The following is a 16,528-nucleotide window of genomic DNA, read 5'->3' as shown; positions in this document are numbered from 1 at the left end:
TAATTGGTGGATGGACTACGGCCTCGTTCTGTTCACCAGTGACCGCGGCATCTCGCCGGACATCGCCGCCAAGGCCGCCGAGGACGGCGGGTTCAGCACCTTCTACGTGCCCGAGCACACACACATCCCCGTTAAGCGCGAGGCCGCCCACCCCGGCACCGGCGGCGCGGAACTGCCCGACGACCGCTACATGCGCACCCTGGACCCCTGGGTGTCCCTCGGCGCCGCGTGTGCGGTCACGACGAAGATCCGGCTCGCGACCGCGGTCGCGATCCCCGTCGAGCACGATCCCATCACCCTTGCCAAATCGATTGCCACCCTTGACCACATGAGCGGTGGCCGGGTCACCGTCGGTGTCGGATACGGCTGGAACACCGACGAGCTGGCCGACCACAACGTTCCCGCAGGGCGGCGCCGCACCATGCTGCGCGAGTACATCGAGGCAATGCGCAAGCTGTGGGAAAACGAAGAAGCCAGCTACTCAGGCGAATTCGTGAATTTCGGCCCCAGCTGGGCCTGGCCCAAGACCGTGCAGAAGCATGTGCCGGTGATCGTGGGCGCGGGCGGCACCGAGAAGAACTTCAAGTGGATCGCCAAGAACGCCGACGGCTGGATGTCCACCCCGCGCGACGAGGACATCACCGGCAAGATTGTGGCACTCAAGGCGGAATGGGTGGCGGCAGGCCGTGAAGGCGACCCGCTGATCTACGTACTGGCAGGCAAGCCGGACCCCGAACAACTCGCCGCCTGGCGCGAGCTGGGTGTCACCGAGGCGATCTTCGGGATGCCCGACCGCTCCGAGGAAGAGGTGCGGGCGTACATCGAGCGGTTGTCCGGGAAACTGGCCGCATTCGCCTAAGGCACCGAGAACGGCGGCAGCGCGGCGAACTTCTGCTCCACGCCGATGGTTGGCGTCACCCTTGCCACCCATCGCCGCAGGCGCGACAGCGGATGGTCAGGGAACCTTATGTCCCAACGTATTTCGTCGGCGATGTTGTACGGAATGCCCGGCTCCAGATCGGGTGCGTAGGGATGCGGCGGCCACATTTTCGACGACGGACCACCAGCCGCCAACAGCTCCTCGAGCACGGCCGCCTCGCGCACCCCGGTCACCGGCCCCTCCGCGAATGCCCCGCAGACCATCGCATACGAATGGGCGCGCGGAACAACTATCGAGGCCATGAAGGTGAGCCCCTGCGGGGCATCGGTTTTCGGAACCTTCACCACATATAGCAGGCCGGGCAGCGTATCGACGCCGACGATGTACGCTTCGATCACGCCCGCACGGCGTTTGAGCACCGCCTCGACAAGCGCGCGGCGCACGGCGTTCAGATCGTCCAGTGGCACCGACAGGTAAGCGCCGCGCGAGTGGGAGACCCAGAACTGATCGCCCGTCGCCGGGTCGTACCAACCATCCTCACTCGGCACCAGTCCGGATGTGTCGAACGAGAGGTCCACGAATCGAGAAGATAGCCGCTGATCAGCGGTTCACAGGCAGCGTCATCTGATTGTTCATGCGTAAGTCACACAATCTCATTGAATGAAACCGAATATCGCCTGCCAGGAGATTCAGTGTCTTCAGAGGGGCGAATTACCCTGCCGCGGACCAAATTTCACCAAGGACAGGCCGAGCGCGAGCGCATACCGTACGCGGCGCCCAGGCCCGAATCAGCTGCACCAGGTATGCGCTCGGCGAAACGACAAGGGCCCCAACCGGAAATCCGGTCGGGGCCCTCGCGTAAGAAGCCGCTACAGGCTCTGCAGGATCTCGCGAGCCAGCTTGGCGGTCTCGGACGGCGTCTTGCCGACCTTCACACCGGCGGCCTCAAGGGCCTCCTTCTTGGCCTGGGCGGTACCCGAGCTGCCGGACACGATGGCGCCGGCGTGACCCATGGTCTTGCCCTCGGGGGCAGTGAAGCCCGCGACGTAGCCGACGACCGGCTTGGACACGTTGGCCTTGATGTAGTCGGCCGCGCGCTCCTCGGCGTCGCCACCGATCTCACCGATCATGACGATGATCTTGGTCTCCGGGTCCTTCTCGAACGCCTCGATGGCGTCGATGTGGGTGGTGCCGATAACCGGGTCGCCGCCGATGCCGATGGCGGTCGAGAAACCGAAATCGCGCAGCTCGTACATCATCTGGTAGGTCAGGGTGCCGGACTTGGACACCAGACCGACCGGACCGGTGCCGGTGATGTTGTTGGGGGTGATACCCACCAGGGCCTCGCCGGGGGTGATGATGCCGGGGCAGTTGGGCCCGATGATGCGGGTCTTGTTGCCCTTCTCGACGTTGTAGGCCCACGCATATGCACTGTCCTGCACCGGGATTCCCTCGGTGATGACAACCAGCAGCGGGATCTCGGCGTCGATGGCCTCAATGATCGCGTCCTTGGAGAACGCGGGCGGCACGAAGGCGATCGACACGTCGGCGCCGGTCTCCTTGATGGCTTCGGCCACACTGCCGAACACCGGCAGCTCGACATCGTTGCCGTCGGCGTCCTTGTGCGACACGGTGGTTCCGGCCTTGCGGGCGTTGACGCCACCCACGACCTGAGTACCGGCCTTGAGCATCAGCGCGGTGTGCTTGGTGCCCTCGCCGCCGGTGATGCCCTGGACGATGACCTTGGATTCTTTGTTCAGGAAAATGGACATTGATTCAAGCTCCCTTACTTGCTCGCCAGCTCGGCGGCCTTGTCGGCACCGGCGTCCATGGTCTCGGCCTGGATAACCAGCGGATGGTTGAACTCGGCCAGGATCGCCCGTCCTTCTTCGACCTTGTTGCCGTCGAGACGGACCACCAGCGGCTTGCTGGCCGTGTCGCCGAGGGTCTTGAGGGCTCCGACGATGCCGTTGGCAACCGCATCGCATGCGGTGATGCCACCGAACACGTTGACGAAGACGCTCTTGACCTGCGAGTCGCCCAGGATGACGTCGAGACCGGCGGCCATCACCTCGGCCGAGGCGCCACCGCCGATGTCCAGGAAGTTGGCGGGCTTCACGCCGTTGTGGTTCTCACCGGCGTAGGCCACCACGTCCAGGGTGGACATGACCAGACCCGCGCCGTTACCGATGATGCCGACCTGGCCGTCAAGCTTGACGTAGTTGAGGTCGTGCTCCTTGGCCTTGAGCTCCAGCGGATCGGTGGCGTCCTTGTCTTCGAACTCGGCGTGGCCGGGCTGACGGAAGTCGGCGTTGCCGTCCAGGGTCACCTTGCCGTCCAGCGCCAGGATCTGGTTGTCGGGGGTGCGCACCAGCGGGTTGACCTCCACCAGGGTGGCGTCCTCACCGACGAACACCTCCCAGAGCTTCTGAATGGTCACCGCGGCGGAGTCCAGCACCTCGGCGGGCAGCTTGCCCTTCTCGGCGATCTCGCGCGCCAGAGCCAAGTCAACGCCCTTGACCGCGTCGACCGGCACCTTGGCCAGCGCGTCGGGGTTCTCCTCGGCGGTCACTTCGATTTCCACGCCACCCTCGACCGAGCACATAGCCAGGTAGGTGCGGTTAGCGCGATCCAGCAAGAAGGAGATGTAGTACTCCTCGGCGATATCGCTGGCCTCGGCGACGAGGATCTTCTTGACGATGTGGCCCTTGATGTCCAGGCCCAGGATGTTCTCTGCGTGAGTGAAAGCGTCATCGGGAGTGGCGGCGTACTTCACGCCACCGGCCTTGCCACGTCCACCGACCTTGACCTGTGCCTTGATCATCACTGGCTTGCCGATTTCCTCGGCGATCGCCTTGGCATCCTCTGCGGTGGTGGTAACCCGGCCCGGCGTCGTCGGCACGTTGTGCTTAGCGAACAGCTCCTTGGCCTGGTACTCGAATAAATCCATCTAGCTAGCCCATCTTCCTCGTCGAACGTCGGGTCGGCACTATTGCACTAGGGACTGTAGCCAAGGCCACAGCGAGGCCCCTCACTACTTCTGAGTAAGTGGCCGAATTCACCACCTGGTCACCCGCAGAATTCACCCGCTGGCCACCCGTTGGCAGGACTCGAACGCATCTGTAACCGGTTTCAGTTCGGTCACGAGGGGTCGCCATACGGCCGTGATCTGTGGTGAGGTAGCCCCGGCGAGATTCGGCAACGATGCCCGGGCTCGGGAGCCCTATCAGCGACTTCGTGACACAAGTCACATTTATATGCGTTTCCACGCATTGAGTTGCGACTCCCCTTGCCCAACCGTTACCTTCTCTTGGGTTAGATCACGTTTTGGTCACGCTAGGTCGTGACGCCGAACGGAAGACTGGCAGGGTTTTGACACAGCATCGAACGACACGCACGCGTGGTGGTCGGAGCACGGCACCGACCGAGAACGAGATCACCAACATCGTGCCGATCGACGAGTTCGGCCTGAGTGACGCGCTAGAGCGCCCAGAGCTCGAGGACTACGACGTCTACGAGGACGCCCCAGAAGAGGGCGCCGAGGCCGAGCAACAGACCGCTCTCGATCAGATCGAGCAGGACTGGGAAGAGGACACCGACGAGTCCGATCGGATTCGCGCCTCCATCGAGGCCACCGCGGACTGGTTCGCCGCCTCTGCCGCACGCACCAGAGACCCCCGTGATACCCCCACCGACAAGCTGCCCCGGATCAGCAGCGGAGGCGTGCACCGCCGCCGCGAGATCGGCCAGGTAGGCAAGACACGCATCGCCCTGGCGGCCATGGCCGCTGGCGCCGCTGCCGCCGCCGGATACACCGCGCTCAGCGAGCACGATGCCGCGACAGCCGCTGATCATCACAGCCTCGCGCTGGGTAGCTCCGCAGCGGTGATGGCCGCCCACGGACCGCAGTTGATCTCCGCTCCGCTGGCCACCGACGCCTCGGTCACCGACGAGCAGCTGGCGAAGGCCACCGCCTTCGCTTCCGAGCGGGCGGACCGCGAGAAGCGTCTGCTGGCTCCGCGCTTCGTGATGCCGACCAACGGAACCTTCACCTCCGGCTTCGGATACCGCTGGGGTGCGCTGCACGGCGGCATCGATATCGCCAACAGCATCGGCACGCCGATCGTGGCCGCAGCCGACGGCGTCGTCATCGCGACGGGCCCGACCGCCGGTTACGGCGCCTGGGTCAAGATCCGCCACTCGGACGGCACCGTGACCCTGTACGGCCACATCAACACGTGGGAAGTATCGGTGGGTCAGCGCGTGATGGCGGGCGATCGCATCGCCACCATCGGTAACCGCGGTAACTCCACCGGCCCGCACCTGCATTTCGAAGTGCTGCTGGGTGGTTCGCAGCGCATCGACCCGCAGGGCTGGCTGGCCAACAAGGGCATCACCTTCAGCCGCTTCGGCGACTGATACACGGCTTTCAACACCGGGTGTGAGCATCGAGGCTCACGCCCGGTGTTTTTGTTCTAGAGCTTCTGGACGGGCGCGAAGTTGTGCATCAGCTTCACACGTCCGTCACTGCCGAAGTCGATAAGCGATGTGGCACTCTCGCCGACACCGGTGACCTCCATGACCTTGCCCAGCCCGTACTTGTCATGGCTCACGCGATCACCGGGCTCCAGCACCAGCAGCGGCTTGGTGCGCTTCTTGGAGGGAGCGCCCAACGAACCGCCGCCACCGCCAAATCCTCCGCGCGATCCGCTGGACCCGTAGCCACCGCCGCCGTAGCTTCCGGAGCCCGTCGCGATACGGCCAGGCAGCGGGTCGGTGCGCCGCCAATCGATCAGGTCTTGCGGAATCTCTTGCAGGAAGCGCGATTCCGGGTTCATCATGGGCTGCCCCCAGGATGAACGCACCTTGGCCCGGCTCAGGTACAGACGCTGGCGGGCGCGCGTGATCCCGACGTAGGCGAGCCGACGTTCCTCGGCCAGCTCTACAGGATCACCCAGGGCACGCATATGCGGGAACATGCCGTCTTCCCAGCCGGTCACGAAGACCACCGGGAATTCCAGCCCCTTGGCCGTGTGCAGGGTCATCATCGTGACCACGCCGGCGGTGGATTCGGGCAGTTCGTCGGCATCGGCCACCAGCGACACCCGTTCCAGGAACGCTTCCAGGCTTCCCGGGGGCGCGCCGACATCCTCGTCGTCGACCGGCAGATCCTCACCGGCCGCCTGGGCGTTGGCCGCATCAGCACTGAATTCGTGTGCAACACTGACCAATTCGTTGAGGTTGTCGAGTCGTGCCAACTCTTGCGGGTCGCTGCTGTTCTCCAGCTCATATCGATATCCGGTGTGGTTGAGCACGGCGTCAACCACATCACCGATATCGGGCAATGCCCCAGGGTCAGTGCGCAACGTGGCGCGAATCTCGTCGAGCATATCCATGAAGGCGGCAATTGCCTTCTCGGAGCGAGAGTTCAGCATCGCGACCTTGCCTGCCGCGGCGTCTGCGAGCGCTTCTCCGAAACCGATGCCCGCGGTTTCGGCGTGCACGGCCACGCACGCCTCGGCCCGGTCACCGATACCCCGGCGCGGGGTGTTGAGGATTCTCCGCAGGCTCACCGCATCACCCGGATTGGTCAGCACTCGTAGGTACGCGACGATGTCGCGGATTTCCTTACGCTCGTAGAACCGCACTCCCCCAACGACTTTGTACGGAATGCCGGTTCGAATGAAAATCTCTTCAAGCGACCGGGAGTTGTTGTTGGTGCGATAGAACACCGCGACGTCGCCGTAGTTGGCGTCGCTGCGATCGAAAAGTCCGTCGATCTCCCGGGCGATGAACGACGCCTCGTCGTGTTCGTTGTCCGCGACGTAGCCCACGATCAGCTCGCCCTCACCGGAATCAGTCCACAACCGCTTCTCTCTACGGTTGGTGTTCTTGGCGATAACAGCGTTGGCAGCACTCAATATGTTCTGCGTGGATCGATAGTTCTGTTCCAGCAGAATGGTTTTCGCGTTGGGGTAGTCGCGCTCGAATTCCTCGATGTTGCGAATCGTGGCACCGCGGAACGCGTAGATGGACTGGTCGGCGTCGCCCACCACGCACAGCTCCGCCGGTTCCGGGCTGTCCGGATCAACCGTGCGGTCCACGTGAGCACCCACTAATTCGCGGACCAACACGTACTGGGCATGGTTGGTGTCCTGGTACTCGTCAACCAGGATGTGCCGGAACTTGCGGCGGTAGAACTGCGCGATCTGCGGGAACTGCTGCAGCACGGCCACGGTTTCACCGATGAGGTCGTCGAAGTCCAGAGCATTGGCCGCACGCAGGCGCCGCTGATATTCGCCGTACACGTCGGCGACGATTCGGCGCAGCTCACCGGCATCGTCGTCGATGCTGAGGTTGGCCACCGCCTGCTCCGGCGAGATGAGCTCGTTCTTCAGGTTGGAGATGGCGGTGGCCAGCAGGCGTGGTGAGTAGCGCTTGATGTCCAGGCTCATATCGCGCCCGATCATCTGCAGCAGTCGCCGGGAGTCATCGGAGTCGTAGATCGAGAAGTTGGAGTTCAGTCCGGGCAGCAGAGAAGCCTGGTTCCGCAGGATGCGCACGCAGCTGGAGTGGAAGGTCGAGACCCACATGGAGTTGGCACGCCGGCCCACGAGGTTCGCCACGCGCTCACGCATCTCGGCGGCGGCCTTGTTGGTGAAGGTGATGGCCAGGATCTGACCTGGGCTCACGTCGCGCTCGGCCAGGAGGTAAGCGATGCGACGGGTCAACACCGCGGTCTTCCCGGACCCGGCGCCGGCGACGATCAGCAGCGGCGACCCCTGGTGTGCGACGGCGGCCCGCTGCTGCGGGTTCAGGCCGTCGAGCAAGGCGTCGCTGTGCGAGCTCGAGTCGCTGGGCATGTCGAAGAGCGCGGGCTCGGGAAGGGCCGATGAACCGCTGGAGCGAAGAGAATCAGGTGTAGCCATGACCGATCTAACTTACCGCTGACGAGGGACAATCTTGGCCTGATGCTCCTCGCATCGGCGTTCGCCGCATGTCAGCTACACTCTGTGATGTGCTTGACCACCACGAGCGATTTTTTTACGGGTACCGGACTCCGGTGCCCGTGGTCTAGCCGATTCACGAGCCCCGCAGTCCGCTACCGGACTACGGGGCTCCTCTCTTGTGAGGCCGGATTCCGGGGCGGCATTGCGGATCGAACCGCTCCAAGAGAAAGTGTGAGACAGAATGACTACTCAAATGACCGAGAACGCCGCCAACAACGCTGCCGAGTCCGTGCCGGACATCGATGAGCTGCGCAAGGAGATCGACCGGCTCGACGCGGAGATCCTCGCCGCGATCAAGCGCCGCACCGAGGTCTCCCGCGAAATCGGCAAGGCCCGGATGGCATCGGGTGGCCCGCGCCTTGTGCACAGCCGCGAGATGAAGGTTCTCGAGCGCTTCAGCGAACTGGGCCAGGAAGGCCATACTCTGGCCATGCTGCTGCTGCGTCTGGGTCGCGGCAGATTGGGACACTGATCCGGCGCATCCCGGCGGGGATCGGCGATGAGGGAGGGATCCGTTGAGCGACCAAGACAAGGGTGCGGACAAGCCTGATGCCGCGGACGACGTCGCCGCGGACAAGCCCATCCCAGAGGACGGCACGACCGGGGATGCCGACCGTGAGCCTGTGGACTATGAGCTGGAGGCGGCCGTGGCCGCCGAGCGAACGCCCACGCGCCGGTTCGTCGCCAGGCATGCCACCAAGATTGTCATCGGGGTACTGGCGGTCTGCCTCGCCGCGGTGACTGCGGTTGCGGCGGGCCTCTGGGTCGAGAACAACCGGACCATCGAGGACACGCCCCAGTCTCGGCCGACCGTCAAGCTCGGTGTCCCTCTGGTGAACCCTGCGGCACCCAGCACTAGCACGACGACGACCACGACGAAGTCGCGGACCCGCACGAGCAGCGTCACCACCAGTTCCCCCAGCATTTCTACCAGCGGCGCAGCCTCAAGCTCTGCCACGACGACCACAGCCACCGCGACGACGAGCACGGGGACGGCCACCACCAGCATCTCGGTACCGGGCCCCACCACGTCGTCGGTGCCGCGCGAGGGCACCAAGGAGGAGGAGCGTGAGCTGACGAACGTCCTCAAGGCGTTCTACGCCGCGCTGGGCGCCAAGGATCTCGACGTGCTCAACGCCCTTTCCTGCGTGAAGATCACCGACGAGGACCTCCAAGGCCAGCCCGATGATCTGAAGATCAACGTGGACAAGGTGGAAAAGACGGTCGTGAACGGCGATACCGCCTCCTCTCGGGTGACCATTACCGCTTCGGCTGGCGGGAAGACCGAGACCAAGACCGGTATCGCCGGGTTCGCCCGGATCAGCAGTCGATGGGTGACCTGCGCCAACCAGTAGGCAGCACTGCGCCGTCCGAGCCCCACTACTAGGCTCGGTCGCATGACACTCGCAGCGGCGTGGCAGGCACTGGAAACTCATCACAAGCAGATCGCCTCCACCCACCTTCGAGAGTTCTTCGCCGACGACCCGACCCGGGGAAGCGACCTGACCGTGACGGTCGGTGACCTGTACATCGATTACAGCAAGCACCGCCTGACTCGCGAAACCCTTGCACTGTTAGTCGATTTGGCCAAAGCGGCCGATCTCGAGGGGCGCCGCGATGCGATGTTCGCCGGTGCGCATATCAACACTTCCGAAGACCGCGCGGTCCTGCACACCGCGCTGCGCCTGCCGCGCGACGCACAGCTGGTGGTCGACGGGCAGGACGTTGTCGCCGATGTACATCAGGTGCTCGATGCCATGGGCGACTTCACCGACCGGGTGCGCAGTGGCGAGTGGGCCGGGGCTACCGGGCAGCGCATCACCGCCGTCGTCAACATCGGGATCGGCGGTTCGGACCTGGGGCCCGTGATGGTCTACCAGGCGCTGCGACACTATGCCGACGCCGGGATCTCGGCGCACTTCGTCTCCAATGTCGACCCCGCGGACCTGGTGGCCACACTCGCCGGCCTGGACCCGGCGACAACGCTGTTCATCGTTGCTTCGAAGACGTTCTCGACGCTGGAGACGCTCACCAACGCGACGGCGGCACGGCGCTGGCTCGTGGACGCACTCGGCGAGGACGCCGTCTCCAAGCACTTCGTGGCCGTCTCCACCAATGCGAAGCTGGTGTCGGAGTTCGGAATCGACACCGCGAACATGTTCGGCTTCTGGGATTGGGTCGGCGGTCGCTACTCGGTGGACTCGGCGATCGGCCTGTCCGTCATGGCGGTGATCGGGCGTGAGGCATTCGGAGAATTCCTTGCCGGGTTCCATACCGTTGACGAGCATTTCCGCACCGCACCCCTGACGGAGAATGCGCCGGCACTGCTGGGTCTCATCGGTCTGTGGTACTCGAATTTCTTTGGCGCACAGTCGCGTGGAGTGCTTCCCTACTCGAACGACCTGGCACGCTTCGCGGCCTACCTGCAGCAACTGACCATGGAATCCAATGGCAAGTCGGTGAAGGCCGATGGCGCGCCCGTGACCGTCGATACCGGCGACATCTATTGGGGCGAGCCCGGAACCAACGGTCAGCATGCCTTCTACCAACTGCTGCACCAGGGCACCCGGTTGATTCCGGCCGACTTCATCGGCTTCAGCGAGCCCACCGACGATCTGCCCACCGCCGACGGCACGGGCAGCATGCACGACCTGCTGATGAGCAACTTCTTCGCGCAGACGCAGGTGCTGGCCTTTGGCAAGACCGCCGAGGAGATCGCCGCCGAAGGCACCGCGGCTCATGTCGTACCTCACAAGGTGATGCCCGGAAACCGGCCCAGCACAACCATTCTCGCCAGCAAGCTGACCCCCTCGACCGTAGGACAGCTGATCGCGCTCTACGAGCACGAGGTGTTCACCGCGGGGACGGTCTGGGGTATCGACTCCTTTGACCAGTGGGGTGTGGAGCTGGGCAAGAAGCAGGCCATCGCCCTGCTGCCGGTCATCACCGACGACGCATCCCCGGCCCAGCAGACCGACAGCTCTACCGACGCGCTGGTGCGCTACTACCGCGAGGCGCGGGGCCGCACGCGCTGAAAATCAGCGCTCAGCGCTCAGCGCTCAGCGCATCCCGCAGATCGGTCAGTGCGGGGTCAAAGCCTCGCACCGAGGGCCAAAAGCTGCCGATAGCAACATCCACCACCTCAGCCGCTTCGCCGAGTACCTTGAGGCCCTCGTCGGTTAGCTCCAGCAGCGACGAGCGGCGGTCGTCCGGGTTGGGGAGTCGGCAGACCAATTGACTTGCCTCAAGCCGGTCCACAATTTTGGTGGCACCCCCCGTGGTGACCACAAGACCTTCCGCAATGTCATTGACACGAGTCTGATTGCGCGAATTGATAAATGAGAGAACTTCGACTGAGCCTAGTTTCGGCAGGCCTGCGTGGGCGAGTCGCAGTTCCACGGCTCGCCACAAGCGCGTCTCCGATTCGACGAGCAATCGGAGTCTGCGAAGTCCCTCACTCACGATCACAATGTGACCACAATCTTCCCTGGTGCGCGAGGACCGTCGAGCGACTCATGCACTCGTGGCACATCCTCGAATCCGTATGTCGCCGCCAACTGCGACGGGATCGTCCCACTAGCGACCGCATCAATAACCAAGTTCAACGGGGCTTCGGTGATGGGCAACGCGGGAGAACCGACCAGCTGACTCGGAAAAAATCCGATCGACACGGCGGGGGCCAGGTCATCGGTGAGACTGAAGTTCTCGAAGACCGGCGGCCCGGCAAGCAGGCCAACGACAGTCACCTTGCCGAAGGGCCGCACCACGCGGGAGAGTCGCGCCGATTCATGACCACCAACGATGTCCAGAACACCCTCTACCCCCGCAGGGGCCAGTTCCCGAATCTTGTCGGTCAGGTCTGACGAATCGATCAACACCTGCGCCGCTCCGGCGCGCTTGACTGCATCGAGATCCTTATCGCTTCTCACAATCCCGATAACATTTGCACCGATCACCTTGGCCGCCAGGGAAGTTGCCGATAGGCCAAGCGCAGAGGCCGCCCCCCGGACCAGCAGGGTAGCCCCCGCGCTGATCCACAGGGACTTCTCAACTGCACCCCACGCGGTGATGTAGGACTGCGGGAGCGCAGCCAGCTGCGCCCACCCCAGACTGTTCGGAGGGATCTCAAAGACGTTGCTCGCCAGCACGTTCACCTGTTCGGCGTAGCTCCCAAAGCGATCGAATTGGAGCCCTCCCATGATGGTCGCCACCGCGGTACCCGTGGCAAGCCTTCCTGATGGGTCGGCAACAACCTCTCCAACAGCCTCGATCCCGGGCACAACCACGCCCTCCACGGGACCCATCTTTCCCAACCTGCGGTACCGCTCAGCCGCGTTGATCCCGAATGCCTTGACCTTGATCGCAACTTCCCCCGGCTGGAGATCGGGTAGATCGACGTCACGCAATGCCAGCACCTCCGGGCCACCCTCCCTGGTGATCACCCATGCCTTCATTTCGCCTCCTCAAGAGTTCTTCAACAAAATGCTTCCATGAATGTATCTTCCATGGAAGCTTCTTGCAAACGCCGAACTACACAGGGAAATCGGCGCGCTAGGTTGCGGCGACGATGACCACCAGCGCCTGCGTCTTGGATATGCGGCGAATCCGGTGGGTCCGGGTGGCGTCGAGGTAGGCGCTGTCCCCTTCGTCGAGGACATAACTGACGTCCTCACACTGCAACTCGATCGACCCGCGGTGCACGAACACGAACTCCTGGCCCTCGTGGGAGGACCTGTGTTCGGCGAACTCCGTGGACGGACTGGCCAGGAACGGCGTCATGATCTTGCCGAGCATCTCGGTGCTCAGCGCATGGAACTTGCTGTCATCCCATTCATCGGCGCCGCGATCCACCACCACGCGGGACTCATGGGCGTCATTGGTGAACAGCCGGCTGACGTCGACCTCAAGCGCCTGAGCGATGCGTATCGCAACGGATACCGATGGCGTGCTGTGCTCTCGCTCGACCTTCGATAGGTAGCTCTTGGTCAGACCGGTGCGGTTGCCCAGCTCTTCCAAGGTCAGGCCGCGTTCCCGGCGCAGCGCACGAACCAGCGATGTCATGGGGCCAGTGTGACACGAAGGTTCCTATTCGCCACCGATGACAATCCAGATACAACACTGTTGACCATATGACACTTTGTGTCATATGGTGGTGGTCGAACAGCCCGAGACCAGAAAGGAGCACGGAAAATGGCCAACACACTTCAGGACACCAAGTCGGCTCTGATGAATCGCGCCGAGCGCAGCATGGAGACGCATTTCTCCGACTCGGAATGGACCACACGACAGAAGGTCGCACTCACCTGCCGCGCACTGTTCGATCGCGGGCATGATTCCGGCCTCGCCGGACAGATCACCGCGCGCGCCGAAGAACCCGGCACCTTCTACACCCAGCGGCTCGGACTTGGATTCGACGAAATCACCGAGGAGAACCTGCTACTGGTCGACGAGGATCTCAACGTTCTCGAAGGATCCGGAATGGCCAACCCCGCCAACCGTTTCCATAGCTGGATCTACCGGGCCCGCCCCGACGTGCAGTGCATCGTGCACACTCACCCGTTCCATGTCGCGGCGCTGTCCATGTTGGAGACACCGCTGGTGGTGTCGCAGATGGATATCGCCCCACTGTATGACGACTGCGCCTTCCTGCCCGACTGGCCGGGCGTGCCCGTCGGCAACGAAGAGGGCGAGATCATCTCGGCCGCATTGGGAGACAAGAAGGCGATACTGCTCGCCCACCACGGCCATGTCGTGGCCGGTGCCTCCGTCGAAGAATCCTGCTCGCTGGCAGTGCTGATCGAGAGGGGCGCAAAGCTGCAGCTCGCCGCCATGGCAGCGGGAACCATTGCCCCGCTACCCGACCGGCTGGCCCGCGAGGCGCACGACTGGACGCTCACCCCCCGGCGCAGCATTGCCAACTTCGCCTACTACGCCCGCACCGCGCTCGCCAATCACCCTGCAACCCTGAGGAAGACCGCATGACATCCACGCCACAGTTTCACGGAATCATCGCCTACCCCGTCACCCCCTTCTTCCCCGATGACACCGTGGACACCGATCGGCTCGCCGAACTGGTGTCCCGGCTCGTCGAGGACGGGGTCCACGCCATCGCGCCATTGGGCAGCACCGGCGAATCCGCCTATCTCGAGGAGCGCGAATTCGACGCCGTGGTCGACACCACCGTCGCCGCCGTCAACAAGAGGGCGCCCGTCATCGTCGGCGCCTCGGATCTGACTACCGCCAACACCATTCGGCGGGCCCGGCATGCCCAGCAGGCCGGTGCCGATGCGGTGATGGTGCTACCGGTCTCGTACTGGAAGCTCAGCGACCGCGAGATCGCACAGCACTACGCCTCCGTGGCCGCGGCCATCGATATTCCGGTGATGGCCTACAACAACCCCGCCACCAGCGGCGTGGACATGAGGCCCGAGCTCTTGGTCTCGATGTTCCGCGACATCGACAATTTCACCATGGTCAAGGAGTCGACGGGCGACCTCAATCGAATGCTCGGTATTCAACGCCTCAGCGACGGACAGCTGCCCTTCTACAACGGCAGCAACCCACTGGTGCTCGACGCTCTCAACGCGGGCGCTTCCGGATGGTGCACCGCTGCACCGTGTTTGGCGCCGCAGCCGTGTCTGGATCTCTACGAGGCGGTACGCGCCGGGCGCCATGATGACGCCGCATCGATCTACAAGGGACTCAAGCCGCTGCTGCAGTTCATCGTCGCCGGCGGTTTGCCGACAACCGTCAAAGCCGGATTGGAACTGCAGGGGCGCGCCGTCGGCAATCCGAGACGCCCGCTACTGCCGCTGGATTCCGAGGGGCGCGAGACGTTGAAGGGCATCCTGGCGTCGACTTCTTAATGGTAATGGTTATCATTATCATGTGATCACAGCCCAGCTCTTACCCGTAACCGTGCTCTCCGGATTTCTCGGAGCCGGAAAAACCACCCTGCTCAACCACATCCTTGCCAACACCGAGGGACGCCGCGTCGCGGTGATCGTCAACGATATGAGCGAGGTGAACATCGACGCCGCCCTCGTTGCGGGCACCGGACACCTGGACCGCACCGAGGAGCGGCTCGTCGAACTCACCAACGGCTGCATCTGCTGCACCCTGCGTGAGGATCTGATCGAAGCCGTCGGAAACCTGGCCCGACAGAACCGATTCGACCAACTCGTCATCGAATCGACCGGCATCTCCGAACCCATGCCGGTGGCTGCCTCGTTCACCTGGGAATTCGAGGACGGAACGAGCCTCGGGCAGGTGGCCAAGCTCGACACCATGGTGACGGTCGTCGATGCTTCCACCTTCCTGCCCGAGCTGGCCCGCGGCGAGGCCCTGGCCGACCGCGATATGGCCGCCGCCGACGGGGACGCCCGGTCCATCGCCGACCTGCTCACCGATCAGGTGGAGTTCGCCGACGTTCTGATCCTCAACAAGGTGGACCTGGTGAACGAACGGACCCTCGGAATGGTGGAGACACTGTTGCGCCGCCTCAATCCCACCGCAACGATCGTGCGCTCCACCGGCGGCTCCGTCGACCTCGATCTCGTACTACAGACGGGATTGTTCGACCCCGAGCTGGCCGCCCAGGCACCGGGCTGGGACGAGGAAATCGCCGACGGGCACACGCCCGAAACCGAGGAATACGGCATCAGCAGCATGACCTTCCGCTCGGACCGGCCGTTTCATCCCCAACGCCTCAACGCGGCGCTGGAAGCGCTGCAAGGATTGTTGCGCAGCAAGGGATTCTGCTGGATCGCCAGCCGCCCCGACATCGCGGCGATCTGGTCGCAGGCGGGACCGAACCTGACGATCGAACCCGCTCAGTTCTGGCGCAACACCGAGGTCGCACCGGGGCAGGAGATTGTCTTCATCGGCGTGCGGCTGGACCGGCCGCGTGTGCAGCATCTCCTGGAATCAGCGGTACTCACCGATGATGAGCTCGCCGGCGGCCCCGAGACGTGGCATAGCTTCCCCGATCCTCTGCCGACCTGGGGTGTCATGCACGCCCACTAACCGCGGCGGGTCATGGCAGCCTTTTTGGCGCGGTTCCCGCAGGTGTTCATGTTGCACCAGCGCCGGTTGTTGGCACGGCTGGTGTCGAGGTAGAGGCCATGGCACTGCCCATCCGCGCATGACTTCACCCGATCGCGATCGGGCCCACCCAGTGTCTCAATGGCATCGGCGGCAATGATCGACAATGCGTCCGCGGCACACTCGCCCTGCCAGATTGCCTCGCCGTTCTCGAACAGCCGGTACGCCTTGCCTTTTCGGGAGAAGGCGTTCAACGTCCGGGCCGCTGCCGGTGCGATCCTGCCGCGGCCAGCGACCTGCACACCCGCACGGTGGATGGTCTCGCGAAGCTCCGTCGCGGCCGCCAGTTCCTCCTCCGTCAACGACTCGCCCGAGAAACTCAATCCGTTGGCCTGCAACCACAGCCCCAGCCGCCCCGGGTTGGTGAGCCGCTCGCTTGCCGCCCCGGCGCGGTCGAAAACCGTCGCGGTGAAACGGAAGGCCAGCACCGCGTTGTCCAGCCGAAACACCACGCGAGGATCCTCTGCCATGTGAACCACACTAACCGGTTCGACAAGGTATCGACGATGCCCTACGGTAGAACCGTCTAAACCGG

Annotated in this window: 16 protein-coding genes; 8 read left to right on the top strand and 8 right to left on the bottom strand. The window is 63.9% G+C overall.

All coding sequences use genetic code 11. The features are described from left to right. The first annotated feature begins 10 nt into the window (after positions 1-10). Positions 11-859: an LLM class F420-dependent oxidoreductase gene (locus AOT83_RS02065; RefSeq protein WP_057963761.1), complete on the top strand. Its 849-nt coding sequence runs from the start codon at positions 11-13 to the stop codon at positions 857-859. On the opposite strand, the gene AOT83_RS02060 is transcribed toward AOT83_RS02065, so the two are convergent. The 3 genes from AOT83_RS02060 to sucC form a co-directional block, all read right to left on the bottom strand. After that, positions 856-1,458, bottom strand: coding sequence for a hypothetical protein (locus AOT83_RS02060; protein ID WP_057963760.1), 603 nt, complete (start codon positions 1,456-1,458; stop codon positions 856-858). The genes AOT83_RS02065 and AOT83_RS02060 overlap by 4 nt on opposite strands. Before the next feature lie 291 nt (positions 1,459-1,749). After that, positions 1,750-2,652 carry a succinate--CoA ligase subunit alpha gene (gene sucD, locus AOT83_RS02055; RefSeq protein WP_030094508.1) on the bottom strand — a complete coding sequence of 301 codons (903 nt, stop codon included), beginning with the start codon at positions 2,650-2,652 and terminating at the stop codon, positions 1,750-1,752. A gap of 14 nt (positions 2,653-2,666) precedes the next feature. Beyond that, positions 2,667-3,830, bottom strand: a complete 1,164-nt coding sequence (gene sucC / locus AOT83_RS02050) for an ADP-forming succinate--CoA ligase subunit beta (RefSeq protein WP_030094507.1) — start codon at positions 3,828-3,830, stop codon at positions 2,667-2,669. A 422-nt stretch (positions 3,831-4,252) separates the two neighbouring features. On the opposite strand from sucC, the gene AOT83_RS02045 reads away from it, so the two are divergent. Beyond that, positions 4,253-5,299 (top strand): M23 family metallopeptidase, encoded by a 1,047-nt coding sequence (locus tag AOT83_RS02045; RefSeq protein ID WP_057963759.1) that lies wholly within the window; start codon positions 4,253-4,255, stop codon positions 5,297-5,299. Between the two features lie 56 nt (positions 5,300-5,355). Here the strand turns inward: AOT83_RS02045 and pcrA are convergent, their stop codons facing one another. Further along, positions 5,356-7,710, bottom strand: coding sequence for a DNA helicase PcrA (gene pcrA, locus AOT83_RS02040; RefSeq protein WP_196327683.1), 2,355 nt, complete (start codon positions 7,708-7,710; stop codon positions 5,356-5,358). Positions 7,711-8,071: 361 nt separating this feature from the next. On the opposite strand from pcrA, the gene AOT83_RS02035 reads away from it, so the two are divergent. The 3 genes from AOT83_RS02035 to pgi are packed head-to-tail and all read left to right on the top strand — an operon-like array spanning position 8,072 to position 10,925. Next, positions 8,072-8,362, top strand: a complete 291-nt coding sequence (locus tag AOT83_RS02035; protein ID WP_057963757.1) for a chorismate mutase — start codon at positions 8,072-8,074, stop codon at positions 8,360-8,362. Positions 8,363-8,405: 43 nt separating this feature from the next. Continuing rightward, entirely contained in the window at positions 8,406-9,245 is an 840-nt protein-coding gene (locus AOT83_RS02030; protein WP_057963756.1) for a hypothetical protein, read from the top strand. A 42-nt stretch (positions 9,246-9,287) separates the two neighbouring features. Beyond that, positions 9,288-10,925 (top strand): glucose-6-phosphate isomerase, encoded by a 1,638-nt coding sequence (gene pgi, locus AOT83_RS02025; RefSeq protein ID WP_057963755.1) that lies wholly within the window; start codon positions 9,288-9,290, stop codon positions 10,923-10,925. A 10-nt stretch (positions 10,926-10,935) separates the two neighbouring features. Here the strand turns inward: pgi and AOT83_RS02020 are convergent, their stop codons facing one another. The 3 genes from AOT83_RS02020 to AOT83_RS02010 form a co-directional block, all read right to left on the bottom strand. Continuing rightward, a complete protein-coding gene (locus AOT83_RS02020) occupies positions 10,936-11,289 on the bottom strand; it encodes a MarR family transcriptional regulator (RefSeq protein ID WP_165592868.1) in 354 nt (117 codons plus the stop codon). A gap of 65 nt (positions 11,290-11,354) precedes the next feature. After that, positions 11,355-12,344 (bottom strand): zinc-binding dehydrogenase, encoded by a 990-nt coding sequence (locus AOT83_RS02015; RefSeq protein WP_057963754.1) that lies wholly within the window; start codon positions 12,342-12,344, stop codon positions 11,355-11,357. Positions 12,345-12,441: 97 nt separating this feature from the next. After that, the gene (locus AOT83_RS02010) at positions 12,442-12,951 is read right to left on the bottom strand and encodes an XRE family transcriptional regulator (protein WP_046252724.1); all 510 of its coding nucleotides are present in this window, start codon (positions 12,949-12,951) and stop codon (positions 12,442-12,444) included. 129 nt (positions 12,952-13,080) lie between these two features. Here AOT83_RS02010 and AOT83_RS02005 point away from each other — a divergent pair, with 129 nt between their 5' ends. The 3 genes from AOT83_RS02005 to AOT83_RS01995 are packed head-to-tail and all read left to right on the top strand — an operon-like array spanning position 13,081 to position 15,915. After that, entirely contained in the window at positions 13,081-13,872 is a 792-nt protein-coding gene (locus AOT83_RS02005; protein ID WP_057963753.1) for an aldolase, read from the top strand. Next, positions 13,869-14,756, top strand: a complete 888-nt coding sequence (locus tag AOT83_RS02000; protein ID WP_057963752.1) for a dihydrodipicolinate synthase family protein — start codon at positions 13,869-13,871, stop codon at positions 14,754-14,756. The genes AOT83_RS02005 and AOT83_RS02000 overlap by 4 nt, the downstream gene beginning before the upstream one ends. A gap of 22 nt (positions 14,757-14,778) precedes the next feature. Further along, positions 14,779-15,915 (top strand): GTP-binding protein, encoded by a 1,137-nt coding sequence (locus AOT83_RS01995; protein ID WP_057963751.1) that lies wholly within the window; start codon positions 14,779-14,781, stop codon positions 15,913-15,915. On the opposite strand, the gene AOT83_RS01990 is transcribed toward AOT83_RS01995, so the two are convergent. After that, complete coding sequence (locus AOT83_RS01990) at positions 15,912-16,463, bottom strand: ABATE domain-containing protein (protein ID WP_057963750.1); 552 nt, start codon at positions 16,461-16,463, stop codon at positions 15,912-15,914. The two genes, AOT83_RS01995 and AOT83_RS01990, sit on opposite strands and share 4 nt — an antisense overlap. Between the last annotated feature and the right edge of the window lie 65 nt (positions 16,464-16,528).

Source organism: Mycobacteroides sp. H001, from assembly GCF_001440005.1.
GTDB classification, from domain to species: Bacteria; Actinomycetota; Actinomycetes; order Mycobacteriales; family Mycobacteriaceae; genus Mycobacterium; species Mycobacterium gwanakae.
The sequence above is the reverse complement of the archived record's forward strand: the minus strand, read 5'-3'. Positions and strand labels throughout refer to the sequence as shown.